Genomic DNA, 25,562 nt, shown 5'->3' on the forward strand with positions numbered 1-25,562 from the left:
TATAGAGGAGACGCTGTGTTACCCTACTTATTGCACAGGGGGGAGACGAATGGTAAACCTTATCCAAGGGGCCTTTTCTAATTTCAAATTCCGAAGTTTATTTTTTCGAATTTTGTTTCTCCTCATCTTGCTGGTGGTGATCACCGTTCTGATCGTGGGATTTTTCGCAAATCGCTACAGCCAGAATGTGGTGAAGACGGAGGTTAAACAGTCCAGTATTCAAATGCTGGAACAGACGCGCCGGCTCATGGATACGCTCCTCAACGATGTGGACCAGATCACAGTCAGGTTGGCGCAGAACCGTGCATTCTCGGAAGCGTTGGAAGCAGGGGCCGAGGGCCCCACACAATCCGATGCAGACGAAATTCGAAGTTACTTGCTCGATTCATACATAACTTCACCGTATATTGAATCCATGTATGTGTATTATGCGGCTAGCGATACCGTACAGACTTCGCTCATCGGACCGGTAAAGTCGATGGAAATGGATGATTCGGCGTGGCTCCCTTATTACCGGAGTATGAACCGTACGGAAGGAAAATGGTTAATCCGTGAATATCCGGATGAGCATAAAAATTTATCCGAAACGCAGGTTACATTCATTCGAACCACACCATGGGCAAGCTCTCCTATACAAGGTGCCATTATTGTCAATATGAATCAGCAAGCACTGTTTCAAATTCCTTCTTTCCGGCTCATGCGGCAAGGGGAAGAGATATGGATGGTCAGCCCGGATGCTACGCTGGCATTCAACAGCAACACGGGGCTCGAAGTGCCCAGCGAGGAATTCGCAGCTATTCAAAAGAAGCTGGGCAGCGATATATCGGCCTTTACGGGTCCTTTCCGTGGCAGCGAGTATTCATTTACAGCGGTATCTTCGCCGTATACAGGTTGGAAATATGTCGACCTCATTCCAACCTATTCGTTATACAAAAGCAGCAAAGAAATTCAGAGCTTCATGCTGATCCTCATGGCATTCAGCATGCTGGCGGCTGTACTGGTCGCTTTTTATATAACGCTCCGGATTTACAGCCCAATTCACTCCCTCGTGCAAATGGTTAATAACAAGAAAGGCGATTGGAAATCTGTGGTTCCGGTCCGGGAGCAGAGCGAACTGGCCATGCTGTTCTCGGCATTCATCTCGTTGAAGGAGCATGGTGCGGAAATGGAGGGCCAGTTAAAAGATAATTGGCCGGTGCTGCAGCAAAGCTTTCTTCAGCAATTAATCCATGAACGGTCTAAACTCCACGAGGAGCGTTATGCCAAATTTATTTATTATCAACTGCCTGTGACGCGCTGCGGATTTTTCGTTATGGTGATCCGCATCGATGATTATCATACATATGTGAACCAGTATGGGAGTTTCGACCAGAGCCTGATTCGATATTTTATCGCTAAGCTTGCGGGTGAGCTGGGCGGCCATTTCTATAGAAGCTATCCGCTGCATACGGAAAGCAGAGATATCATCCTGGTCTGCAATCCGGAAGAGAGCATGACGGCGGAAGCATTTGGCCAGGGAGCGTTGGAGACGGCTGAGCGGATTCGCGATGCGATCCGGGAATATTTACATTTGACCGTGAGTACGGGCATCGGCGAACTTAAACAGCAGGCAGGCGATATCAGCGAGTCTTACCGTGAAGCGGTAGATGCACTGGAGAGCAGGGTGTTTAAAGGCTACGGTCTAATTGCGGCAAGCTGGCTTGTCCGGGAGAAGAAGCCAGGCGACAACCTGCTGATCCGCAAGCTGGCGGAACACAAACGCGAGATTCTTTTGCTGTTTCGCGAGGAGCCCTCGGAGAGCTTCGAAGAAGAATTGCAAAAGCTTGACGAGGCGGCCCGAGGTGCTGAGGGCTTGCCATTTCCGCTCATCCAACATGCTTACTTTCAGTTGATCGTCGAAGTGTTCCAGCGTTCCACAGAACTTGGCCTGCCGCCTCAAGCCGACAATGAGCTGGCCATGCTGCAGGAAAAACTGCTGCGGATGGAAACGGTTGACGACGTTGTTAAGGTTACCAAGATGTATATCCGTCATACCAGTCGGCGCTTTCATGATGAGAAGAGGCGCGAACCGGATACGGTTGCCAAGCAGATTCTTGACTACATACAGATTAATTATGATAAGGAAGTTTCGCTTGGAGGCATCGCTGACCAATTGCAATTGGACCCGTCATATGTCAGCCGCATGTTCCGGCAGGAGATCAGCATCACGTTCATGGATTATGTCATCTACCTGCGATTGGAGAAGGCGAAGGAACTGCTGAAGATGAGCGACCTTACGGTGAAGGATATTGGAGCGGCCGTTGGCTATGCCAATCAGCGGAGCTTTAACCGCATTTTTAAGAAACATGAAGGCATGACGCCCGGTGAATTCAGGGACATTCACGCTCCCAAGAAGCTGCATACCAACGAAATTTATTAACTTCTCATGCAGGTGAACGATATCAGAAAAGGTCCATAGCCTGGATGGACAGGGATCTCAGGCGAAGGCTACAAAGTCCGGAAATGGTCTCTTTACGCTTATCGCGTCTTGTCACTATGATCGGAGTTGTAGATGCTCGAGTCTACAACACCATCTTTTCTCAAGGAGGAAGAGTACAATGAAGCGGGGTACCAGAAAAACGTCTACGGTCTTGTTCACCACGCTGGCCTTATTCGCAGGTATGCTTAGCGGATGCAGCGATTCCACGCCGCAAGCGCCAACCAGCGCGGGTGTGACGGAGGCAGCCAAGCCCTCTGAAGCGGCTAAGAAAGGCGAGCCATTGGTTTATCATCTCGGTGAAACGGTAAATCCGGAGCAAGTCACCAATTTTAACCCGTTTCTCGCCACGGGCAACTGGCAGCCGTTCTTCGATTACGTGTTTGATCCACTGTACTACTTTAATCCCGTGAAAGGAAAGCTCGTTCCCCGATTGGCCGCGGGTGAAGGAGTCTGGTCAGACGAGAACAAAACCTATACCGTCAAGCTGAATATGAAGGCCAAATGGCAGGATGGCAAGCCTTTTACCGTAGATGATGTGCTCTATTCCTTCAATACTTTGAAAAATAATAAAGTGCTCGACCGCTACCAGCTGTGGGGAGAGGGCAGGCTGCAAGAAGTTAGTGCACAAGGCAGCGATACCGTCGTATTTAAACTGAACAAGCAATTTCCTTCCTTACCCTTCTATTTAACGACCGTTTATATCGTGCCGAAACAACAGTTTGAGAAAGAAGATCCATCCCAATTCCTGAACAAAACCCCGATTGGCACAGGTCCGTTCCAATTTAAAAGCATAAATGAAAGCGCTATAGTGATGAATAAAAATGCCGATTATTTCCTTGGCGCCCCGAATATCGATCAATTGTACATTAATCGTTTTAATAACTCCTCCACGCTAACACTAGCTTTGGAAAAAGGCGACGTGCAAGGCTCAACCGGAACCGTTGCCATGCCAAGCGTGCCGAAATTGTTGGAGAATCCCGTAAACAAATTGCAGGTATATCCGGGGTTAAATACGTTCTCCGTCATTATGAATAACGAAAAACCGGGGCTGACGGATGCCACTGTGCGCCGGGCCATCCAACTCGCGCTGGACCGCAAATCGCTCATTGAGAAGGGCGAGTCCAACGGCGTATTCCCGGCCAATCCAGGGTTCTTATCCTCTGTTTTTGGGGAGTTTGCGGACGCCAAACTGGTCGACAATCCAGCCTATGCCTATAACGTCAATGATGCCATCAAGCAATTGGAATCCGCAGGATATAAGAAAAATGCCAAGGGCATTTACGAAAAGGACGGTAAGCCGCTTTCCTTCACCTATCATATGGCGGCCAATGCACCGGCCCAGAATAAAGAGGGCGCCATGATCACCGACTGGCTGAAGAGCATCGGCATTGAAACGACAGTGAAGCTGGTGACCTGGCCGGAGCTGACGAAGCTCTTAATGTCGGGTGATTATGAGCTGCTGCAGAACGGTATTCAAACACCGCCGGACCCGCAAGCCATGCTCGAGATATTCCATAGCAAAATGACGGCGCCTACCAAAATGAATACACCAGGCCTCAATTACATGCGTTTCCGCGATGCAGATGTCGATAAATGGCTGGATGAAGCATCTTCCGCAGATACCGGCAAACGGAAAGAGCTGTACCTGCAGGTTCAGAACCGGATCGCGGAGAAAGCGCCGATAGCCGTCATGTATAACGTTGGCGGGCATATCCCTTACCGTATCGACCAATTCACGAATTACAACGAAGATCTGCCTGTCACCTCCGCACTCTCACTGCTGCAAATTAAGAAGAAATAACCAAGCCAAGAGAAGAGGAGGTGTGCCAAATGCGTTACAATTCCGTATATCTGTTGAAAAGAATCGGCTTCGCCTTCATCACGTTATACGTTGCGGCAACGCTAAACTTCTTGCTCCCCCGCCTCATGGGGGGAGATCCTGCGAGTGCCCTTGCGTCGGATAAGGCACTAGGCTCGCAGGAGGTGGCTAACGCACTGAAGGTACAATTCGGGCTGGATAACCCCAGCCTCTGGTACCAATATGTGAAGTACTTGAGGCAGCTGCTGCACGGCAACCTCGGCGTTTCCTACGCCAATTTTCCTTCGCCTGTTGCCGATGTCATGCTGAAAGCGCTGCCTTGGACATTCGGTACAGTCCTCACAGCAACTCTGTTCAGCTATCTGATCGGCTGGCTCATCGGCATCCGTGGCGCGTGGAAAGCGGGATCGCTCTTCGATAACACGACATTATTTACAGCCTTCTTCTTAAATTCAGTTCCTTTCTTCTGGATAGCGATCATCTTTATTATGATCTTTTCCTTTTATCTGGGCTGGTTCCCGCTGGGGCAGGCGGTTGATCCTGCGTTCGACAGCTTCACCGTGTGGGATAAAGGGAAATCGGTCCTGTATCACGCCTTTTTGCCCGTATTCACCTTAATCATAGCTACACTTGCCGGACATATTTTGGTACTGCGCAACAATCTGATGCGTGTGCTGTCTGAAGATTATATGCTGCTGGCCAAGGCCAAAGGGCTCCGCACAAGACGAAGGAAATACATGTACGGCGCACGCAACGCGCTGCTTCCCTCCTTTACCGGATTGATGACCTCACTTGGACACGTCATTGGGGGGGCGATCACGACCGAGATCGTCTTCTCCTATCCCGGTGTGGGACTGGTCACCTTCAATGCGATTCTGAATCATGACTATCCATTGATTCAGGGAAGCTTCTTGTGTATTGCCATTTCGGTTATCGTCTGCAATCTGATTGCCGATCTCGTCTATCCGCTGATTGATCCCCGCGTGGCGCTCAATTAACCGGTCTAGGAGGCTGACATGCAAACTATGAAACAATTACTGAAGGCAAGCTGGTCCGTCGTTCCGGGAACAAAAGGGAAGATGGGTCTCCTTATTTTATTGTTGTTCACCGTTATTGCGGTGTTCGGCTCCTGGTTCGCCCCGTACCCGAAAAATTTCATAGGTTTCGATTCATGGCTGGCACCGTCATTCAGCCATTGGTTGGGTACGGACAGCTACGGGCAGGATGTTTTGAGCCAAATGATTTACGGCACGCGAACCTCATTCTGGGTCGGAATCCTTGCCGGATTAATTACAACGGTGATCGGTGTAACGGTCGGCGTTGTATCCGGCTTCAAGGGAGGATGGGTGGAGGAATCGCTGATGCGGATCGTTGACCTGTTTCTGATTATCCCTACGCTAGCTCTGATGATTATCCTAGCATCTTTCCTTCCTTCTATGGGGACGCTCAGCACAATACTGATAATAGGTTCGTTAAGCTGGCTCTACATGGGTAGAAGTATCCGCAGTCAGACGATGAGCGAGCGGCAAAGCGGGTATGTGGAAGCCGCTAGGATGGTTGGCATGAGGGATTCAGAGATCATGTTCCGCGAGATTCTGCCGAATATTGTCCCGGTGATCCTGGCGAATCTCGTACTCGTGACGACGCAAGCTGTGTTAGCGGAAGCGGGACTAAGTTTTCTCGGGCTTGGCGATCCCACGAATGTAAGCTGGGGGACCATTCTCGCGCTCGCGAATGCGAATAATGCCGTGCTGTTCCATGCCTGGTGGTGGATTCTTCCGCCAGGGCTGGCAATCGCCTTTTTCTGCTTCGGGTTCATCTTGATTGGCAATGGCATTCTGGAGAAATATCGTTCGAACCGCGGTAATGCGGCCTTGTAGAACAGGAAGGCTGCCGGAATTTAGGAATTCGAAGGAGGAAATGTCTTGGCGGATTTGTTGCGGGTTCATCATCTAAGCATTGAATACGCTTCGCCCCGGGGTGTCGTCAAAGCGGTCGATCAGGTCAGCTTCTCCATTGGCCAAGGAGAGATTTTCGGTCTTGCCGGGGAATCCGGCTGCGGAAAATCGACGACGGCCTTCGGCATATGCCGATTGTTGCGCCACCCGGCCCAAATTACAGGAGGCAGTGTGCAATTGGCGGGCATGGAGCTGACGGCGCTGAGCGACGAGGAATTTGATCGGCTGCGCTGGTCCAAGATATCCATTGTTCTTCAGAGTGCGATGAACAATCTGAATCCGGTGATCAAAATTCGCGACCAGCTGGTCGATGCGATACTGGCACATGAGCCGGTTGCAGGGCAGGAAGCTTATCAGAGAGCTGCGCATCTAATGAGGCTCGTCGATCTTCCGGTTGACCGCTTGGACAGCTACCCGCATGAATTGTCTGGCGGGATGCGGCAACGGGTAGTTATCGCCATGGCGATGGCGCTCAAACCCAATCTGGTGATCATGGACGAGCCGACAACCGCGCTCGATGTCGTGGTTCAGAACGGCATTATACGTAAAATTCTGGAGCTTCAGAAGGAGTTCGGCTTCTCCATCCTATTTATTACGCATGATCTTCCTTTAATGCTGGAGATGTGTGACCGGATCGGCATTATGTATGCGGGCAAGCTGGTGGAGGTGACGGCTAAGGAGCAGATCCTGCGAGGACCCCGCCACCCGTATACACAGGGACTGCTCAACTCGTTCCCTTCTCTGTCCGGTCCCAAACAAAGGCTTGCCGGCATTCCCGGGAACCCGCCAGACTTGATCCGGCCGCCTGCGGGTTGCCGTTTCTATCCGCGCTGTTCGCAAGCGGTTCCCCAATGTCAGACCCAGCAGCCGGCATTCATACAGGATGAACAGGGGGAGATAGCCTGCCATCTATATTCCGAGGAGGGATTATCCCGTGAGCAAGCCTCTGCTGCACGTGAATGAGCTCGGCAAAGTGTTCAGTACCCGCTCCATGTTTCGCAAGAAGAAATTTCGTGCGGTGCATGAGGTTAGTTTTAGCCTGGAAGCGGGGGAGGTGCTGGCGATAGTCGGCGAATCCGGAAGCGGCAAGAGCACGATTGCCCGCATGCTGACTAATTTGATTCCAGCTACTTCCGGGGATATTGTCTATAACGGGAAGTCCTTGCAGGCAAGCAGGCAGCTGCGAGAGAAGCTGCCAACCTTTGTGCAGATGATCTTCCAGGACCCTTTCGCCGCACTGAACCCGCATCATCCTATCGGCTACATCATTGGCCGTCCTCTGCAGGTGCAGCGCATAGCGAAAGGTGATCTTCGGCCGCGTGTACTGGAGCTGCTGCAGAAGGTCGGTCTTACGCCAGCGGAGGACTTCATCGATAAGTATCCCTATCAATTATCCGGCGGACAGAAGCAGCGCGTTGTCATTGCCAAAGTGCTGGGGCTTGCACCCAAGGTCATCGTCGCTGACGAGCCGACATCGATGCTGGACGTTTCCATCGGCGTCGATATTATGAATTTGCTGCTCGATTTGAAAGAGAAGGAGAATCTAGCGCTGATGCTGATTACCCATAATCTAGGCAGCGCCAGATATATGGCGGATCGCATCATGGTGATGTACGCAGGGCAAATGATGGAATGCGGACCTTCTGAGGAGCTGATCCATCATCCCCGGCATCCGTATACGAAACTGCTGCTGCATTCGTCTCCCGATCCATGGAGAGAGCAGTCGGAAGACTTCGAAGTCATCGATCCGAATGGTAAGGATATCCCCAGCACGGGCTGCAGCTTCCAGCACAGGTGTCCTTACGCGAACGAAATTTGCAGGACAGAGGCGGTTCGTGCTGTACATCTAGCAGACGGACATCAAATACGTTGTCATCTCTTTGGATAAGTGGAGGAACTTAACATGAAACGACCGAATGTCATCATTTTCTATTGCGATGATTTGGGATACGGCGATCTGAGCTGCTACGGCTCCGACGCCATGAAGACGCCGCATCTCGACCGGCTTGCCGGCGAAGGCATCCGCTTCACGAATTGGTACTCCAATTCGCCGGTCTGCTCGCCTTCGCGGGCCTCACTGTTGACGGGCAAATATCCGGCGCGAGCGGGGATCAGCCATATTCTTGGAGGAAAAAGAGGGACCAAGGGACTTCCGCTTGAACAGAAGACGTTAGCGGCTGCCTTGAAAACGCAGGGTTATCGAACGGCTATATTCGGTAAATGGCATTTGGGAGCATCTGCGGCGTATGGGCCGAATGCTCATGGGTTTGATCAATTTTATGGCTTTCGGGCAGGGTGTATCGATTATTATTCGCATATTTTCTATTGGGAGCAAAGTAGCGGCGTCAACCCCGTACACGATTTATGGCAGAATGAGACGGAAGTATGGGAGAATGGCCAGTACATGACGGAAGTGATTACGAGGGAAACAGTGGCTTTCATCGATGACGCTTCAGATCAGGAGCCCTACTTCCTATATGTTGCTTATAATGCGCCGCATTATCCCATGCATGCGCCCAAAGCGTATATAGACCGGTTTCCGGATCTTCCTCCGGACCGCAGAATTATGGCTGCCATGATTGCGGCCGTTGATGACGGGGTAGGTGAAATCGTTGAGGCGTTAAAGCGGCGAGGCGTCTTCGATGACACGATCATCTTCTTCTCGAGTGATAACGGTCCGTCGACGGAAGCCCGCAACTGGCTCGATGGCACCGAGGACCTGTACTATGGGGGAAGTGCAGGCCGATTCCGCGGCCATAAGGCCAGTTTGTTCGAAGGCGGCATTCGGGAACCTGCGATCCTGAGCTATCCGGCGGGGTTAGCAGCGTGCAAAGGACAATCGAACGATGAAGTCTGCGCCATGATGGATATTTTCCCCACGATGCTGGAACTGACCGGAACTGACCCGGGAGACTATGACCTGGACGGCAGCAGCCTGTGCGCTACTCTTCGAGGTGCTGTCCCTGGCCCTCACCGGCAGCTCTTCTGGGAATACGGAGATCAATTGGCGGTTCGCGAAGGCAAGTGGAAGCTAGTGCTGAACGGCAAGCTGGACTTTAGCCGAACGGCAGCCGACCCTGTGCACTTATCCGATCTTGAGCAGGACAGCGGCGAACGTGTCAATCTGGCGGAGCAATTCCCGGACATTGCCCGGAGGCTGGAGGAAGATGTGAGACGGTGGTACCGATCACTTAACGAGGAGGCGCAGATGCTTTGAAAGCGATTGTGCTGATGTTTGATTCCCTGAACCGCCATATGCTTCCCCCATATGGATGCGATTGGACGCATGCCCCGAATTTTAGCCGCCTGGCCGCACATAGTGTAACGTTCGATAATAATTGGGTGGGGAGTATGCCTTGTATGCCAGCCAGGCGCGATATGCTTACCGGCCGTTACAATTTCCTGCATCGAAGCTGGGGGCCATTGGAGCCCTTCGACGATTCCATGCCTGCGCTGCTAAGAGCGCAAAAGGTTTACTCGCATTTGGTTAGCGACCATTATCATTATTGGGAACCGGGAGGCGCCACTTACCACAGCCAATACAGCACCTGGGAATTCGTTCGCGGACAGGAGGGCGACCCGTGGAAGGGGGAAGTCTTAGATCCTGAGATTCCTGAGCACGTAGGGAGCTTCGAAGGATACCGGAGCCAACTGTTTCGCCAGGATTGGATTAACCGGAAATATATGAAGGAAGAATCGCTGCATCCACAGTCTGAGACCTTTGCCAGAGGAATCGAGTACATTCGGGCGAATCACACCGCAGACAGGTGGGTGCTGCAAATTGAAGCCTTCGACCCGCATGAGCCGTTCTTTTCTCCCGAGAGGTATAAAGACTTGTATCCTCATGATTATTCGGGCAAGCACTTTGACTGGCCTGGCTATCAGCCTGTTCAGGAAGCGAGGGAAGAAGTCGAACACTGCAAATACGAGTATGCGGCGCTGCTCAGTATGTGCGACGCCTACTTAGGCAAGGTGCTGGATATCATGGATGAATACGGGCTGTGGCAGGACACCATGCTAATCGTCACGACCGATCATGGTTTCTTGCTTGGGGAGCACGACTGGTGGGCCAAGAATATCATGCCTTTTTATAATGAAATCGCCCGGTCTCCGCTCTTCGTTTGGGACCCTCGTGACAAGAGGAAGAACGAACGCTGCGGTGGTTTAACGCAGTTGATTGATTTGGCGCCGACATTATTGGAATTCTTTGGCGTGGAAATACCTAAGGATATGCTGGGTGTTCCCCTGCATACAGCCCTTCAGGCAAACGGGGGCTCGCGTGAAGCGGTATTATTCGGCATTCATGGCGGCCATGTCAATTGTACGGATGGCAGATATGTCTATATGCGCGCCCCGGTACGACCGGATAATACGCCGTTGTTCAACTATACGTTAATGCCGGCGCATATGGCTTCATTATTTCGTGTAGAGGAGCTGCAAGAGCTGGAATTGGCAGAACCGTTTTCATTCACGAAAGGGGTTCGAACTCTCAAAATTCCGGCGGCCTCGTATATTCCCGCGCATCGCTTTGGAACCTTGTTGTATGACTTAGCGGCGGATCCGGGGCAACAGCGGCCGATTCAGGATGCCGCAGTTGAAAAGCGGATGATCGGACATATGATCCGAATCATGAATCAGCATGATGCGCCGCCTGAACAGTTCGAAAGATTGGGCATTACCGATTAATGTGTACCTTCATAGTAGAGCGACCTCTGATGTGGGATTTATTTTAAGGGTAGTAGACCCATTTCGATTTCCCATCCAGCCGTAGGCATAATCACAATAGGGATAGTCCTCGCAGAGAGTTCGAAGTTCTGCGAGACTGTCCCTTTGGATTGGAATCAATGGATGAGCGCTCCCCTGGGTGCTTTTATGAATTCGGCGTATTTTTCTGCTACATGCGCCAAATCAATATCCGTAGCTTGCACAACGTCGTACATAACGAAGGCCGGAAGAAAGGTACCGTTGCATTTCGTCAGTGTTCTTTCGATTGGACGCAAGAGCTCGCTGATTGTATACAAGTTCTCACCGCCCGACCTATAACATGGTTCCGTTCCTCCGGTCGTAGTGGCGATCATGAATTCTTTGCCGAGCAGCTTCTCTCCACCGGGACCAAAAGCCCAGCCAAACGTCAGTACGTCGTCAAACCACTTCTTAAGCAGAGGTGGACAACTGTACCAATAAAAGGGGAACTGGAGCACAATCCGATCGAATTGCTGCAGCATCCGCTGCTCTTTTTCAACATCGATCTGCCAAGTGGGGTATTCCTGATATAGGGCACGTACGTGAATATCCGTGTATTTATTAAGCTCTTGGAGTAAGGTCTTATTGGCTCTGGACTGAACTAAATTGGGGTGTGCGGCGATAACCATAATGTTCATAACGATCATCCTTTACTTGGTTTTGGCAGTATCGCGATCTGCAATCACTATTATTAGGGAGAAAGAGCATCTTGCAAAGTACGCTCTTTTTTCGTACTAGGTTCTGCCGAACATACTATAGTTTCCGCGGGATTTATATGTCAAAAAGTACGAAAAACCGTACTAAGTACGGTAAATGATCGTACTGTTCGATTTCCGGATACTCTGGTAAAGTGGCATTAGAAGAATCGTTATCAGTAACGTGGAGGTGGGAAACATGCACGACGGTATACGCGAACCGAATCAACGCACACAAGGAATTATAGCGACGCTGCACGCGATCGGGGGGAAGTGGAAACCGCTGATCCTGTTTATTTTGCTGCATGACGGGACTAAAAGATTCGGGGAATTGCGCCGTCTGCTCCCGCACATTACCCAAGGAATGCTTACGGGCCAGCTGCGCGAGATGGAACAGGACGGACTTATCGTACGCCGGGTCTATCAAGAAATACCGCCGAAGGTCGAATACTCGTTATCCGATCATGGAATGACGCTAAGCTCGGTGTTGACCGATATGTGCGGGTGGGGCTTCAAGCATATCGAATTTATGAACCAATCGAAGACAGAATCGGAGAACGATTGAGTGATATCTTGACCCTTATTGCACCCCGATTTTTTCTCCCTAATTTACCAAGTATCGTTCATTTTTAGGTTTGTTAACAGGGAGCATATATTCAACAAGATAGAGGAGAATGGGTGAGAATTAAGGACAGGAAGATCTTGTCCTTTTTTGATATTCTTTTATCTTTAAGCGGCGGGCACAGTAAAGAAAGAGCTAAGCTGTTTATACGGCTTGGCTCTTTTTTTACATCCATTTCCGCCACACAAGCTCCCACGTTGCACATCCATCGGCGAAAAGGAAATACAGTACGCTATTTCACCACGAACCACCTATTCTGCGAATGAAGAGGAAATACGATTCGTTATTACGCGGTTTTTCGCAGAAATTGAAGGAACAACCGCGAAATAAGGTCTTACACTTCCGCATCCTCCACCAAAGCTCCCTCTTGAGGCTAAATAACGAACCGTATTTCCGTTAACTTGCTGGTGAGGAGGTGCGCCCGTATATTGAGCTGCACAAGCTGCACGCACAACATTGAGCTGCACAAGCTGCACAACTAGCCGCGCCGCAATAACTGGAAAAACTCCAGTTATTCTAGTGTCCAGGCAGCCCGCGGGAAGGTATAAAACGAAAGGCAGCATAACTAGACTGCCGGATAAATGAGGTATTCTTTGGATATATTTCATGAAAATACCTAGATGCAGGGGGAAACAAAGCTATGCCACATCAGAGGTTCCAGTCAGCTAACATAAAACCTCGCTATTCCAAAGGGCAAATATCCGTATTCGGGATCAATTCTGTATATCCCCGCACGCCTTGGGTTACATCAGGGTGGTCGGCAGCTTTGACCGTATATGTATTCTGCATTTGGGACAGTTACCGCTGTGCAGTTGAGATCAAAAAAATCATCTTCTGTCTGAAATCGAAGATGCGCCTGTCACACCATCAGATATTAGCTTTTTCGACATTGTCACCCTTGACAAGAAAATCCTTGGGTGGGAATGCTCTGGTCCGTTTTCTCACCTGGCTTAGGGCAATTATATGGCGGCAGTACAGTTGTTGGCACATTTGTTTTGGCTTGGTGGATAGTGATTTACTATAAGGCTGTGGCAGTTCGTCCATGTACGGCTTTGCAATTTATCAAGCTTATGTATCGGTAACTGAATCCAATACTTTATTCGATATTGAACAAATACGATTCCTGAGAGTGAGGGCTGAAAACTTGGGACACCGAGACGAAACCGATAACAATACCGTCCATATACTTGCCACATTCGATCATTCACCATTTGTGGAGATGGCGATCCATGATATGGAGAAGTTGGGCGTGCCGTCGCAGAATATCGTAGCATTGCCTTTGGAAAACCTGGATTCACAAACCCATATCATTGACACGATTCATCGGGTGTTTTTTCGAGCCGTAAAAGTGAGGATATTATCGAGGTAACATGTCAAGCCTCCCTTCAGGAGCAGCTGATTACAGTTTTGAAATCACGGAAGGCGGATGGGTTCGTGATTACGCACCAACGATCTTAGCTTTTGGTAGGAATGCCCATCGAAACGATATTTTTGGCGAATGTCTTCGTTCTATTTTTATGCTAGCATAGAGAAAGCGGTTTAGCATTTATACGTTTACTTGTAAACGCTAATATAGCACCTTGATTAGGCAAAATGATCCGATGGCTAAAGTTCTTCGGCAGATCCCTGGTCAAAGGGGCTTCTTCGTTATTGAGGGGAAATCAACGTACAGACGGGTGGGGCCTCAATTGAAATACAGATACGGACAATATGTCCCATTTTCTTATAAAATGATGATCCCATATCTGCTGCTAGTTATGCTGACTGATATCATCGTCGGATACTTCTCTTACCGGACGGCTGTGATGTCCAGAACTGAACTGGTCCAATCCAATGTGAGCTGGGCCTTAAGGCAAATCCGTGACAATACCCACTACCAGCTGGCTGATTTACAGGCTGTATCGGATTCGCTATTCAGTAGTCCGGCTTATCAACATGATTTGCAGGTCACCGGCGGTGCTGCGCTGATGAATAACGTCATGATTCATAGCATTGTGCCACTCATGGAAACACCGCTCAGAATGACTGCCCAAAAACAAAGAATCATCGTCTACGTTAAAAATCCCCTTATCAATGAGATCTATGGAGATTTAACATCGGAAATTAAAGATAAAAGCATCGCGATTCTTTCGATGTCCAGGCTGCAAAATGAAAAGTGGTACGGTGAGCTGGTCCTTCATGGAGAGGACAATACGTGGAGGCAAGTAGGCACTGATGAAAATCAGGGCAACATTTCTTTGCTTCGGAAGCTGATATCATTTACCGATTACCACACGGAGATCGGTTTTCTGCGGATTTCCGTCCCGATGAAGGAGCTGTTTCAGGCATTTACTTCATCTGGCTTAACCAGCGGCTCAATCATCGAAGTGGAGGATACGAGAGAAAGCCGGGTACTGTTCACTAATCAAGAGAGCGGATTACCTCTGGATGAGACCCGTTATTTAACCGTGATCGAACAAATACCGGATACAAATTTATCACTTAAAGTCAAAGTTCCTATGTCGGTTTTGAACCAAGACGCCGGTCAAATCCGAACAATCACGTTGTTTGTCTGTGTTTTAAGCTTCATGGTAATGGCGGGGATGGCTATTCTGGTTGCCCGATACTCTGGGCGTAAAATGGTTCGCATTGTCTCGTTTGCACGCGCCATGCAGTCCGGCAATTTTGCCAGACGTATTCCGGTAAAAGGCAACGATGAGTTTGGCCAAATTTCCGAAGCTTTCAATCAAATGGCGCAACATATTGACGAATTGATCCGCAAGGTGTATGTCCAAGGCATTGAAAAAAAAGAGGCGGAGCTTCAAGCACTCCAAGCGCAAATCAACCCGCACTTCTTATACAATACGTTATCGTCTATCAACAGCCTGGCGAAAATTGGCGAGACCGAGAAGCTGAGTGCGATGGTATCGGGGCTTGTCAAGTTTTACAGACTGACGCTCAATGACGGGAACATCATGATTACAATTGAGAATGAGATCAATCAGGTTCGAAGCTATTTGGACATTCAAGCAATTAAGTATGCCAATCGGTTTACCGTATTTTATGATATTGAGCCCGAAATCCAGCGCTGCTTAACGATTAAGCTGCTCGTGCAGCCCTTTGTAGAGAATGTTTTCAAGCATGCCTGGTTCGAGGAACGGATCCATATCCGGATTACCGGCAGGCGAGAAGGGAACCGCATTGTGCTTCAGATTATTGACGACGGTGTCGGAATGACGGCGAATCAACTGAAACAGGCTTTCGACCGTAAAGAGGAACCTGGCGGATATGGTGTCCGCAATGTGAACGAACGGATTAAACTGCAGTATGGGGAGGAGTACGGAGTGAAAATTTTCAGCCGTCACGGGATCGGAACGACAGTCCAGCTCAGTCTTCCCAATCAAGTAGCAGACTATTAGAAGGGAGAGCCTATGATGGCGTATCAAATCATGTTAGTCGATGACGAATCGGTTGATTTGGAGTGGCTTGCGCGAAGAATCCGCAACCGCTATGACAAACTTGAAATTGCCGCGACGGTGAATAGCGGTTTCGCAGCCCTACAAGTTTTGCGGGAAAAATCGATAGATATTCTGCTGTCCGATATCCATATGCCCATTATGAGCGGGATTGAACTGGCTACGAAGGCGAAGGAGCTTCATCCGCATGTAAAAATCGTATTTATTAGCGGTCATGAGGATTTTGGCTATGCCAAACAGGCTATTAAGCTGAACGCCGCCGCTTACCTCCTGAAACCGGTGGATGATCACGAACTGCATGAAACATTGCTTGAATTGGCGAATTCGCTGGAATCGCAGCTGCCTCCCGCCGATAAGGAGAAAGAGCGGGAGCAACAGGTGGCATCCAAACAGAACCGCAAAATCATTGATCTAATTACCGTTTATGTAAAAGATCAGATTGAGTCGAAAATTACGCTTAAGATGACAGCCGACCACTTCGGATTTTCTCCTAATTATTTGGGCCAGTTGTTTAAGGAAGAAACAGGGGAACATTTCAGTGATTTCTTAGTCCGTGTCCGTATGCAGAAAGCCTGCGAGCTTCTGCTTGATCCAAGATGGAAGGTTTATGAGATCGCGGATCGGATCGGCTATAAAAATATTTTATATTTTAACCGGCAGTTCAAGCAACATTTCAATATGACACCGGGCGAATACCGCAAAGCCAATCATGTTTGAGAGCTTCAAACCGTTGAATATGTATCATATTTCGTTGCTCAGCCCCATATTGGAAGCGTTGTCATTCATATATGCTAAAGATAGAACAATCAAGAAAAGGTTGTGAATGGCATGAATCCTATAGCACCGGCAAAAATGGCAAAATCAAATGAGAAGAGGGCCTTGTCGAAATCCCTGTCGCGCAGACTGTCCGCCCAGTGGCAAATTCAGTCGATGATCTTGCCCGGTATTCTGCTGATCTTCTTGTTCAGCTATATTCCCATGTGGGGAATATCCATAGCGTTCAAAGAGTACGACATCTTCCAAGGGGTATCCGGCAGTCCATGGGTGGGGTTTAAACAGTTTCAGCTATTTTTTCAATCCCCTGATTTCCTAATGATTATGAAAAATACAATCGTCATCGCGCTGTTAAAGCTTATTTTCATCTTTCCAGCTCCGATTATTCTGGCCCTAATGCTAAATGAAGTGAAGCATGCGGTTTATAAGAAAACCATGCAAACCCTGACCTACCTTCCGCATTTCATCTCATGGGTAATCGTGTCGGGTCTTGTATTCTCCATCCTTGCAGTTGACGGAGGGAGCCTAAATCTGCTGCTTCAGAAGCTGAAGCTCGTTGATCAGCCGGTTAACTGGCTGTCACTTCCTCAGTACTTCTACACGATATTAATCTCAGCCGGCGTGTGGAAGGAAATCGGGTTCAGTTCCATCGTTTACTTGGCTGCCATCGTCGGTGTGAATCCACATCTTTACGAAGCAGCTGCTATGGATGGAGCCAGTAGATTCAAGCAAATTTATCTGGTTACACTGCCAAGCATCGCTCCGGTCATCATCATCTTTTTTATTCTGCATATCGGCAATTTGTTGAATGCCGGGTTTGAGGATATTTTGGCGATCACGAACGGCGGGAAAAACACCATTTTGCGCGAGGTTTCTGAAGTTATCGATACCTACGTCTACAATGTCGGCGTCAACCAGCAGAGATACTCGTTCGCTACTGCGGCGGGGCTGTTTAAAGCGGTTATCAATGTGCTGCTCCTATGGGGCGCCAATTCACTCGCCAGAAGAACAGGAGGCTCGTCGCTTTGGTAAAGCACATCGCATTCACGGCATGGGAGGAAAAGAAATGAAGCTTACTCTCGAAGATCGATTGCTCCACACATTCGTATACATCGTGTTATTTATACTTTCTTTATTATCGCTATACCCTTTCTGGAATGCACTGGTCGTATCACTGAATTCAGGTACGGATACCTCCTTAGGCGGATTGACCCTATGGCCGAGAGACATGACGCTGGACAATTATCACGTGATTCTAAGCGATCCACGTTTTTTTAAAGCTTTAGGGATTTCAACGTTACGGACAATTTGCGGGACGATTGCCTCAATCTTTTTCACGGCGCTCCTGGCTTACGGGCTATCCAGAAAAGAAACGATGGGGCGCAAATTTTATATGATCATGGCCGTCTTTACGATGTATTTTTCCGGCGGCTTGATTCCAACCTATTTGTGGTTACGCGAGCTCGGTCTTTTCAATAATTTTGGGGTGTTGTTCATCCCTTGGACCATCAGCGTTTGGAATATGATCGTGTTCCGCACGTTTTTCCAAGAGCTGCCGGTGGAACTGGAGGAATCGGCTAAGCTCGACGGCTGCGGTCATTATGGTTTATTTTTTCGAATCGTTCTACGACTATCGGGTCCTGTCATTGCCACTTTGTCGCTCTTGCAAGCCGTCTTTTTCTGGAACGAGTGGTTTGCATCCGGAATTTATATTAACGATTCGAATCTGCTGCCGGTTCAAAATTACTTGATGAACATGATCAATTCGAATTCCGCCCAGGAAATGATCAGCCAGCTTAGCGGCGTATCCGGAAGCGTTGGCGATATGGTGACCCGATCGATTACACCGAAATCGCTGCAAATGACCGCTTTAATGGTCGTCAGTCTGCCGATTATTCTGGTTTATCCGTTTGTTCAAAAGTTTTTCGTGAAAGGCGTTATGGTCGGTTCGCTCAAAGAATAAGCGCATTTACAGGCATGGCCTTTAAATGATATCAATGACGGTCTGAAAGGGGTATCAACCATGATAGGGATAAGAAAGCTAGCCGTACTGCTTACCGGGGTTGTCGCTTCAAGTCTTCTACTGTCCGCATGCAGCAAGGAAGAACCGGCTCAAGCACCGGCCGCCTCTGCGGATGCGGCAGATAGTAACCCGTCTGCAGCTGTCGCGAAGTTTGGGGAACAGCCACTTGCGTACAGCTTTTACTCCAACTATGATTTTGCATCGCCGATCGGTTATGGCAACGACGTAACGACGAAGTGGCTGAAGGAGAACAAAAAACTGAATCTCATTGAAATCGGATCGAACGGTAACGCCAAACAGAAGTTCGGAGCGATGGTCGCTTCGAACGATCTTCCGGATGTCATTATGCTGGATCGAGGCTCATCGGAGTATACGACGATGCAGAAAAACGGCATGTTAGTCCCGCTTGACGATTATTACAAGAAATATCCTGTCCTGCAGAAGCTGGTGGATCCGCAGACCTACAATATGCTGAAGGCGGAAGACGGCCACATCTATGTCATTCCGAACTGGTTTGACAGCGCTCAGAATGAATATAAATATTCGAATACCGGGTGGACCGTGAATCGAAAGATATATGCAGAACTCGGAAAGCCTGAGTTGAAGACGTATGACGACTTGTACAATTACTTGAAGCAAGTTAAAGCGAAATACCCGGACGTGGTGCCCCTTGAACCTGGCATGACACTAAGTGGGATCAACATGCTATATAAATTGCTTTATGCCGGTTTCGGGGATAACCGGACGATTTGGAACATTGGCGATGTCCCCTCCTTCCCGAACATGAAAACCAGTACGTTGGAACCCATTTTTAACGATTCTGCTTATAAGGATGCGTATAAGTTTTTGAACAAGCTCTATAAAGAAGGACTCGTTACGCAGGATATGTTTACGCAGAAGCTTGAACAAGTGCAAGAGAAGCTGAATACGGGACGGATTGCCGTAACCGGTTTTTCAAACATTACAGGTCAAGGTAATAACGCGAATGCCATTTTACAAGCGAAGGACCCTAATGCGGGCTATGATTTCATACCTTTCCTATATAACAAGGGCGTTGATCCGAAAACAGTAAATCCGCACACGTATGGAACGCTGGGCTGGAATGTGAATGTGATCACGAAAAAGGCCAAAAATCCGGAACAAATATTCCAGTTTTATGATTGGTGGGCAGGGGAAGACGGGCAGCGTATCAATGCCTTCGGTCCTCCGGGACTTTTGTACGACAAGGTGGATGAGAACGGGGCGCCGATTGACAACGAAAAAGCGAAAACGATATCTCCACAGGAAAAGGCAAACTTAAAGTTTGGTCTTTTTAATCCGGAAGGCTCTTGGTTGTTCTATAAAATCGGACATTTCAAAAATGCACAAAATCCCAACGCGGTGAATTGGGGGAATGCCGCCAGCGAGTTTTTCGGTTCCTTTGCCAAGCTTAATGCCGATCAATTCAATAACATGTCGCTCGACCCTAAGTCTGACATCGGGATCAAAGAGCAGCAAATCAAGCAATTATGGTACGAAGCTAATGCCAAAATGGTGTTTGCCAAAACCGACGAAGAGCTCGAAGCGGTTTATAAAAAGCTGCAAGCGGATGTCACGAAGGTCGGCTATGAGACTGTGCTGGCGGAAAAAACAAAAATTTGGAAATCGAATCTCGACAAAATGAAATAACTAAAAATGAAATAAATAGCGTTAGTTCAAACAAGGGACAGATCGCCACGGCAGGCGGTTGTCCCTTGTTTCATTCCACTCCAAAAGGGGCTAACATTCGCCGGCAAAACGGCGGTGGTGACTGGAGCTGGCTCGGGAATCGGCCGGGCGTCCGCGTTGAAGCTTGCGCGCGCCGGAGCGAACATCTGCCTGCTTGATCTAATGGACGAGCGGACTAAGGACGTCGAGGAAGAGATTCGCGGCATAGGCATGGAAGTTGAGTGTTATGACGTTGACGTTTCCGATCCGGGTAGAATGGAGCATGCCATTCGCGCCGTATCAGAGCGCTTCGGCAGCATTGATATCGTATTTGCCAATGCCGGAATCAACGGCACGCTCGCTCCGATCGAGGACTTAACGCCTGAGGCGTGGGACGAGACGTTGGGGGTCAACTTGAGGGGGACTTTTTTAACGGTTAAGTACGCCGTTCCTTATATGAAAGAGAAGGGAGGCTGTATCATTGTGACGAGCTCGATTAATGGAAGCCGTAAGTTCTCTGGCTTCGGCATGTCAGCCTATACTTCCTCGAAAGCCGGGCAAGTAGCCTTCACCAAGATGGCCGCACTGGAGTTGACCCGTTACCGGATCCGGCTCAACGCCATTTGCCCGGGGCGAATTGAGACAAATATCGGAGAGAACACAATGCGAACTAAAGAGGCTGATAAAATCAGAATACCGGTCGAATATCCGGAAGGTTCGGAACCCCTTGAACACGGGCCAGGGCGGCCCGAGCAAGTGGCTGATCTAGTCATGTTCCTTGCTTCCGACCAGTCCAGTCATATTACTGGCACTGAGATTTACATCGACGGGGCAGAAACCTTACTTTAGAAAGACTCCTACTAATTCGGAACCGGATTCACCTGGTTCATTAACTATTCTCGTCATTAAGCGCTGCGATCACCTCGGCAACGAGCCGGTTGGCTCCGGCGATAAGTCCTTCTGGATGATGTGACATGCCCAATCGCACTACGACCAAGTTCTGTGAAGGTACGATTACAACATGCTGCCCCATATTGCCCATGGCGAAAAATGCATCATGCGGTACATGGGGCATTCCCCATGGTAGTCCATACGGTGCATTGCCATTCGCAGCAACATTTATCCAAAAGCCTGCTCCATAGCCGGTATCAAGTGTCTGTGAAGACGAGAATTGAACCCACCCTTCCGGAAGGATACGTTCAGTACCGGCCATGCCGTCGTTTAAGTACAAGAGTCCAAAACGAGCCCAATCACGCGCGGATGCCAGCATAGACATCGCACCGTTAGGTGTGCCGGTCGCATCAAATTCAAGTGTTACATGTTCCATGCCAATCGGTCCGAACAGTTCGCGCTGTGAAAATTGTCTTACATCCGAGGCCCGACCACCAACGACGTCTCTGATGATGCGCGAGAGAAGGATGTAGTTGCCGTCAGTGTAAGCCCATTGACTTCCAGGCGTCGCAACTTGTTTTGCACTCTCAACAAAACCCGCCATGTCACGTTCGAGAAAGATCATTCTGGATGCGGGATCGAAGCCTGAACTCGTTTGTTTAAGCGCGAGGCCGCTTGTTTGCCGTAACAATTCTTCGATTGTAATCGTTTGGCGCGGATCTCTTTCATGATTCCAAGTTGCAATCGGTGCAGCTTGATCGACTTTCAGTTTTCCCTGGCGGACCAGAATGCCAATAAGTGCATTGGTGACTGATTTCGTTACGGAAAATCCCAATAACGGAGTATCCACTCCTATGCCCGTAGCATACCGCTCGGCGACGATCTTGCCGTCTTTGACCACAACAATCGCTTGAGTGCGTATATAGGGCGGTTGCTCACGTTCTGCAAAAGCACGGTCGAGCGCTGCACTAAGTTGTTCGTTCGTTGGCTCAACCACAGAAGTTCCCGCAATCTCGGGGGCCTGTGAACTCGTTGAGACAACTGGGGAATTAAAAGCAGGCGTTGTACTTAGATTGGCATCTTCAGGTTTATGAACTAGCATGCAACCAATGCCTTTGCTGTACACGGCCTGGGTTTTGTAAAGTCCCCCAATAGTGGTTGAAACTTCATGCTTGTCACGGTCAACGGTGAAGTGAATCAAACGACTAATGATTCCAATTGCCCCTTCAGGCTTGACCATGTCGGAGTAAACTTGATGGGGATCAAGGTTGGAGACAAAGGTCCCGGAGCAGATTTCCTTGCTGGCGTATCCCGAAGCAACCATTAATGGTTGATAAAGGATAAAGCCTGTGCAAGCGGATAGTGCCATCACTGATGCGACCGTAAGCAAAGTAAATCTGCGTTTGTTTTTACTTCTAAAAAGGTTGGAAGATGGACTATTCAATAACGAGCTCACTCCTCACACTCTCAGGTATACACTGTATACCTGACATTATAAGTATACGGTGTATACTAGTCAACCTTCTTGTTGTATACTACGGTTATACTATTTCTTGCGGGAGCGTTGAACTGTGTTCAATAATAACAATGATCAAATACCTGAAGATACTGATAAACGGAAAGACCCTGTTCGCCTTAGTCGAGAGGCCATCGTAGGACTGGCATTACATGTTGCTGATACGGAAGGAATCGATGCGGTAAGTTTTCGGCGTTTATCCCACGATTTAGGCGTAACCCCCATGGCCATATATCGGTATGTTCACAACAAAGATGATCTTCTAGATGCTATGACCGAACAATTGTTAACTTCTTTCGATACCTCGGCAGTAAAGGAAACGGATTGGCGGGAACAGGTTAGAGGGTTACTTTATGCCTTACGTCGAGTGCTGCTTACGCATCCCTCTGGCAAATTCTTGCTATCCAGACGGTCCGTGCCTTCGATAAATAGGCTCAAAATCTTCGAGACTTCGCTTGGCATCCTTCGCAATGCTGGATTCGGGCCTCAAGAAGCATTCTTAACTTTTGAATACCTGCTAAGTCAAGTCGTATCGTTGATTCTAACGGGCGATAGTTACTTTCAAGGGTCTGAAGAAGAACGCCAAGTGTGGGGAGCTAAATTATTGGAATTCTATGGCGGACTTCCGCAGCAAGAATATCCTTGGCTTGTAGAAGCAGCCCCGAATATTGCTGCTTGCGTCGATAAGGATCGTCACTTTAAGTTCGGTGCAGACCTTATACTGGCTGGAGTGGAGGCAATGGCGGTCTCATTACGATCAAATCATGCAGCTAATTTAAACCGTCTGGAGTGATTCCTCCTGACGGTTTTTTGTGTATCAATTTTGAGATGAATGGATGTTAGAGTCCGAGGTCGTCGATTTTTTCAATAAGTCTAGCGAAATTAACTTTCCGTTTATCGCGACAGCTGGAACAGCTTGAATGCCGCAGGTTTTGGCTATAAAAATTTCGACCTTAGGCATAGTTAACTTCCTCCTTCAGATAATTTTTTGATAATAGGGCATTGTTCCTTTGGAAGTGAGAGACCCGGTTCTTTCCTAATAGCAAACTCTAATAAAGATTTGAAATAACTTAGTTGATTGATTTTTTCTTCAATTTCTTGAATTTTTACCGCGGCAAATTGGCGCATTTCCTCAATAGGAAATTAATCTTCGTTCTTGTGAACATGTAAAAGAGTTTTAATTTCATCTAGGGTAAATCCTAAATCCTGTGCACGTTTAATAAACCGAATGTCTTCAACTGCTTCGTTAGAATACATCCTGTAACCGGATTCGGATCGAGGCGGATTAATGAGAAGTCCACGTCTTTCGTAATATCTGACTGTTTCAATATGAACATTTGAAGCTTTTGCTACTTGGCTTACAGTAACCAGTTCATTTCTAGTCCTCCTTCTATACAAGTATAAACCCTGTACCAAGGTACAAAGTCAATATAATCTTCTCAATCCGATAGGTGGGATATAAAAGAAAGTGTATTGCTTTCGAATTGCGTGGGGGAGGGAGGCAATTAAATAAAAAAAATTATTGACTGATCGATCTGGAAATGATAGTATGATTTCAGATCGAACAGTCTAGAATGAATGAGAGGAAAAAGAGGTGTTAAGGAGACGCAGAGAATAGATTTATTTTTGGATTTTTCGGACTGATTAGTCAAAATAATGAATCAAATGGAGGAAAAGAACATGCAAAATCAAACATTAATACAAGAAGTGGTACGCGAAAGAGCACATCAAACATTCCGAAATCACTTGAAGCATCTGTCCGGTGGAGATATTAAGGCATGGGTAGAACTGTGGGAAGAGAACGGCGTGCTTGAATTCCCATACGGACCGGCGGGGTTCCCGGACAAGAAGGTAGGCAAGGTCGAACTATATGATTACATGCAGAATTTCCCAAAACATTTCGAAGTGGTGTTCACTGACCTTGAATTCCATCTGACGGTGGACCCGGAGCTGGTAATTGCAGAATTCAAGTCGGCCGGCAAGCATCGGGAAACGGGTAACCCATATAACCAGACGTACATTAGTGTTGTGGAAACGAAAGACGGTTTAATCACGCGCTACCGTGACTTCTGGAACCCTCTTGTTGCGATTGAATCGGTCGGCAGTGTAAATGATGCAGTACGTTTTTCTGAGTAACTTGGAGCATACAGTTAGCATAACTGCCTTTATGACCGTTACATTCCTTTTCTTGACTGAACGTTCCATTAGGGGTAGCATGGATGGGGAGAAAGGGGGAGATCCCTATGGCTAGAAGCAAGGAATTCGATACAAATCTTGTACTGCACAAAGCGATGGAGGTCTTCGGTCATTATGGCTATGAAGGCACCTCCTTGCCGCTGCTACTCGAAGGCTTGGGCATCGCCCGTCAAAGCTTGTATGATACGTTTGGCACGAAACGAGATCTTTTTTTGAAAGCTGTCAAACACTATGTGAACGAGAAGTCTTCCGCGGTTGTCGCCTATTTGGCGGAGACTACGCCTGTAAAAAAAGCCATTACCGATATCTTCCATGTAATCGGGGATACGTTGCGAGACGAGCAACGCCGGAAGGAGTGCTTTATTCTCTACAGTGCGATTGATCAAGTTCCTCATGATCCGGAGATCGCGGAGTTGTTCGAGCAGGATAAAATCCGGTTGGAACAAGCACTGTATGATGCGTTGGTACGCGGCCAGAAGCTGGGCGAATTCAGCGCGAACCGGGATATGCTGGCACTGGCACGTTATTTGTACCATGCGCGATATGGGTTGACGCAAGCAGCCAAATTGACGGATGACCCACTCGTTATCGAACAGATTACAGCAGTTACGTTGTCTGTGCTGGACCAAGAATGAAGCTTTACAAGGAGCTTCATTCCTTTTTACTCAAAATAGACCGTTTGGTCAAAAATACAAGAGAATACAG

22 protein-coding genes are annotated in these 25,562 nt (G+C 48.4%); 18 read left to right on the top strand and 4 right to left on the bottom strand.

Annotation, left to right across the window (positions count from 1 at the left end; translation table 11 throughout):
* The first annotated feature begins 49 nt into the window (after positions 1-49).
* The 8 genes from J2X61_RS05935 (at position 50) to J2X61_RS05970 (ending at position 10,942) form a co-directional block, all read left to right on the top strand.
* Positions 50-2,419, top strand: a complete 2,370-nt coding sequence (locus J2X61_RS05935) for a helix-turn-helix domain-containing protein (protein WP_310186576.1) — start codon at positions 50-52, stop codon at positions 2,417-2,419.
* A 178-nt stretch (positions 2,420-2,597) separates the two neighbouring features.
* Complete coding sequence (locus J2X61_RS05940) at positions 2,598-4,280, top strand: ABC transporter substrate-binding protein (protein ID WP_310186578.1); 1,683 nt, start codon at positions 2,598-2,600, stop codon at positions 4,278-4,280.
* A 29-nt stretch (positions 4,281-4,309) separates the two neighbouring features.
* Positions 4,310-5,296, top strand: coding sequence for an ABC transporter permease (locus J2X61_RS05945; RefSeq protein WP_310186580.1), 987 nt, complete (start codon positions 4,310-4,312; stop codon positions 5,294-5,296).
* Positions 5,297-5,314: 18 nt separating this feature from the next.
* Complete coding sequence (locus J2X61_RS05950; RefSeq protein WP_274469159.1) at positions 5,315-6,178, top strand: ABC transporter permease; 864 nt, start codon at positions 5,315-5,317, stop codon at positions 6,176-6,178.
* Between the two features lie 45 nt (positions 6,179-6,223).
* Positions 6,224-7,219, top strand: coding sequence for an ABC transporter ATP-binding protein (locus J2X61_RS05955; RefSeq protein WP_274469160.1), 996 nt, complete (start codon positions 6,224-6,226; stop codon positions 7,217-7,219).
* Positions 7,191-8,144 carry an ABC transporter ATP-binding protein gene (locus tag J2X61_RS05960; protein ID WP_310186583.1) on the top strand — a complete coding sequence of 318 codons (954 nt, stop codon included), beginning with the start codon at positions 7,191-7,193 and terminating at the stop codon, positions 8,142-8,144. Before J2X61_RS05955 ends, J2X61_RS05960 begins: the two co-directional genes overlap by 29 nt.
* Positions 8,145-8,159: 15 nt before the next feature.
* Complete coding sequence (locus tag J2X61_RS05965; RefSeq protein ID WP_310186584.1) at positions 8,160-9,473, top strand: sulfatase-like hydrolase/transferase; 1,314 nt, start codon at positions 8,160-8,162, stop codon at positions 9,471-9,473.
* Complete coding sequence (locus J2X61_RS05970) at positions 9,470-10,942, top strand: sulfatase (RefSeq protein WP_310186586.1); 1,473 nt, start codon at positions 9,470-9,472, stop codon at positions 10,940-10,942. The genes J2X61_RS05965 and J2X61_RS05970 overlap by 4 nt, the downstream gene beginning before the upstream one ends.
* Before the next feature lie 155 nt (positions 10,943-11,097).
* Here J2X61_RS05970 and J2X61_RS05975 read toward each other — a convergent pair whose 3' ends face one another.
* The gene (locus J2X61_RS05975; protein ID WP_310186588.1) at positions 11,098-11,637 is read right to left on the bottom strand and encodes an NAD(P)H-dependent oxidoreductase; all 540 of its coding nucleotides are present in this window, start codon (positions 11,635-11,637) and stop codon (positions 11,098-11,100) included.
* Positions 11,638-11,893: 256 nt separating this feature from the next.
* Between J2X61_RS05975 and J2X61_RS05980 the strand changes: the two genes are divergently transcribed.
* From J2X61_RS05980 to J2X61_RS06010, 7 genes are all read left to right on the top strand, one after another.
* Positions 11,894-12,259: a winged helix-turn-helix transcriptional regulator gene (locus tag J2X61_RS05980; RefSeq protein ID WP_274469167.1), complete on the top strand. Its 366-nt coding sequence runs from the start codon at positions 11,894-11,896 to the stop codon at positions 12,257-12,259.
* A 1,814-nt stretch (positions 12,260-14,073) separates the two neighbouring features.
* The gene (locus J2X61_RS05985) at positions 14,074-15,714 is read left to right on the top strand and encodes a sensor histidine kinase (protein WP_310186590.1); all 1,641 of its coding nucleotides are present in this window, start codon (positions 14,074-14,076) and stop codon (positions 15,712-15,714) included.
* A gap of 12 nt (positions 15,715-15,726) precedes the next feature.
* A complete protein-coding gene (locus tag J2X61_RS05990; protein WP_274469171.1) occupies positions 15,727-16,488 on the top strand; it encodes a response regulator transcription factor in 762 nt (253 codons plus the stop codon).
* Between the two features lie 135 nt (positions 16,489-16,623).
* Positions 16,624-17,577: an ABC transporter permease gene (locus tag J2X61_RS05995; protein WP_310186593.1), complete on the top strand. Its 954-nt coding sequence runs from the start codon at positions 16,624-16,626 to the stop codon at positions 17,575-17,577.
* 34 nt (positions 17,578-17,611) lie between these two features.
* Positions 17,612-18,508 carry a carbohydrate ABC transporter permease gene (locus tag J2X61_RS06000; RefSeq protein WP_310186594.1) on the top strand — a complete coding sequence of 299 codons (897 nt, stop codon included), beginning with the start codon at positions 17,612-17,614 and terminating at the stop codon, positions 18,506-18,508.
* Between the two features lie 60 nt (positions 18,509-18,568).
* On the top strand, positions 18,569-20,236 hold the full coding sequence (locus J2X61_RS06005) for a type 2 periplasmic-binding domain-containing protein (RefSeq protein WP_310186595.1): 1,668 nt from the start codon (positions 18,569-18,571) through the stop codon (positions 20,234-20,236).
* Positions 20,237-20,308: 72 nt separating this feature from the next.
* Positions 20,309-21,103, top strand: a complete 795-nt coding sequence (locus J2X61_RS06010; protein ID WP_310186765.1) for an SDR family oxidoreductase — start codon at positions 20,309-20,311, stop codon at positions 21,101-21,103.
* Positions 21,104-21,143: 40 nt separating this feature from the next.
* Here J2X61_RS06010 and J2X61_RS06015 read toward each other — a convergent pair whose 3' ends face one another.
* On the bottom strand, positions 21,144-22,589 hold the full coding sequence (locus J2X61_RS06015) for a serine hydrolase domain-containing protein (protein WP_310186596.1): 1,446 nt from the start codon (positions 22,587-22,589) through the stop codon (positions 21,144-21,146).
* 127 nt (positions 22,590-22,716) lie between these two features.
* On the opposite strand from J2X61_RS06015, the gene J2X61_RS06020 reads away from it, so the two are divergent.
* Positions 22,717-23,454 carry a TetR/AcrR family transcriptional regulator gene (locus J2X61_RS06020; RefSeq protein WP_274469176.1) on the top strand — a complete coding sequence of 246 codons (738 nt, stop codon included), beginning with the start codon at positions 22,717-22,719 and terminating at the stop codon, positions 23,452-23,454.
* 170 nt (positions 23,455-23,624) lie between these two features.
* On the opposite strand, the gene J2X61_RS06025 is transcribed toward J2X61_RS06020, so the two are convergent.
* Together J2X61_RS06025 and J2X61_RS06030 are read right to left on the bottom strand one after the other, a co-directional pair.
* On the bottom strand, positions 23,625-23,789 hold the full coding sequence (locus J2X61_RS06025; protein ID WP_310186597.1) for a hypothetical protein: 165 nt from the start codon (positions 23,787-23,789) through the stop codon (positions 23,625-23,627).
* A gap of 15 nt (positions 23,790-23,804) precedes the next feature.
* The gene (locus J2X61_RS06030) at positions 23,805-24,077 is read right to left on the bottom strand and encodes a MerR family transcriptional regulator (protein WP_310186598.1); all 273 of its coding nucleotides are present in this window, start codon (positions 24,075-24,077) and stop codon (positions 23,805-23,807) included.
* Between the two features lie 264 nt (positions 24,078-24,341).
* Here J2X61_RS06030 and J2X61_RS06035 point away from each other — a divergent pair, with 264 nt between their 5' ends.
* Entirely contained in the window at positions 24,342-24,797 is a 456-nt protein-coding gene (locus tag J2X61_RS06035; RefSeq protein WP_274469179.1) for a nuclear transport factor 2 family protein, read from the top strand.
* A gap of 107 nt (positions 24,798-24,904) precedes the next feature.
* Entirely contained in the window at positions 24,905-25,492 is a 588-nt protein-coding gene (locus tag J2X61_RS06040) for a TetR/AcrR family transcriptional regulator (RefSeq protein WP_274469180.1), read from the top strand.
* The last annotated feature ends 70 nt before the right edge of the window (positions 25,493-25,562 follow it).

The organism is Bacillus sp. 3255 (assembly GCF_031456485.1).
Lineage (GTDB): Bacteria > Bacillota > Bacilli > Paenibacillales > NBRC-103111 > Paenibacillus_E.

Bases quoted from the DNA above. Each gene is read 5' to 3' on its own strand.
- J2X61_RS06005 (WP_310186595.1), top strand. From the start codon at position 18,569: ATGATAGGGATAAGAAAGCTAGCCGTACTGCTTACCGGGGTTGTCGCT.
- J2X61_RS05965 (WP_310186584.1), top strand. From the start codon at position 8,160: ATGAAACGACCGAATGTCATCATTTTCTATTGCGATGATTTGGGATAC.
- J2X61_RS05980 (WP_274469167.1), top strand. From the start codon at position 11,894: ATGCACGACGGTATACGCGAACCGAATCAACGCACACAAGGAATTATA.
- J2X61_RS05935 (WP_310186576.1), top strand. From the start codon at position 50: ATGGTAAACCTTATCCAAGGGGCCTTTTCTAATTTCAAATTCCGAAGT.
- J2X61_RS06025 (WP_310186597.1), bottom strand. From the start codon at position 23,789: ATGCGCCAATTTGCCGCGGTAAAAATTCAAGAAATTGAAGAAAAAATC.
- J2X61_RS05985 (WP_310186590.1), top strand. From the start codon at position 14,074: ATGCTGACTGATATCATCGTCGGATACTTCTCTTACCGGACGGCTGTG.
- J2X61_RS05950 (WP_274469159.1), top strand. From the start codon at position 5,315: ATGCAAACTATGAAACAATTACTGAAGGCAAGCTGGTCCGTCGTTCCG.
- J2X61_RS05995 (WP_310186593.1), top strand. From the start codon at position 16,624: ATGGCAAAATCAAATGAGAAGAGGGCCTTGTCGAAATCCCTGTCGCGC.
- J2X61_RS05975 (WP_310186588.1), bottom strand. From the start codon at position 11,637: ATGAACATTATGGTTATCGCCGCACACCCCAATTTAGTTCAGTCCAGA.
- J2X61_RS06035 (WP_274469179.1), top strand. From the start codon at position 24,342: ATGCAAAATCAAACATTAATACAAGAAGTGGTACGCGAAAGAGCACAT.
- J2X61_RS06040 (WP_274469180.1), top strand. From the start codon at position 24,905: ATGGCTAGAAGCAAGGAATTCGATACAAATCTTGTACTGCACAAAGCG.
- J2X61_RS06000 (WP_310186594.1), top strand. From the start codon at position 17,612: ATGAAGCTTACTCTCGAAGATCGATTGCTCCACACATTCGTATACATC.
- J2X61_RS05940 (WP_310186578.1), top strand. From the start codon at position 2,598: ATGAAGCGGGGTACCAGAAAAACGTCTACGGTCTTGTTCACCACGCTG.
- J2X61_RS05990 (WP_274469171.1), top strand. From the start codon at position 15,727: ATGATGGCGTATCAAATCATGTTAGTCGATGACGAATCGGTTGATTTG.
- J2X61_RS05945 (WP_310186580.1), top strand. From the start codon at position 4,310: ATGCGTTACAATTCCGTATATCTGTTGAAAAGAATCGGCTTCGCCTTC.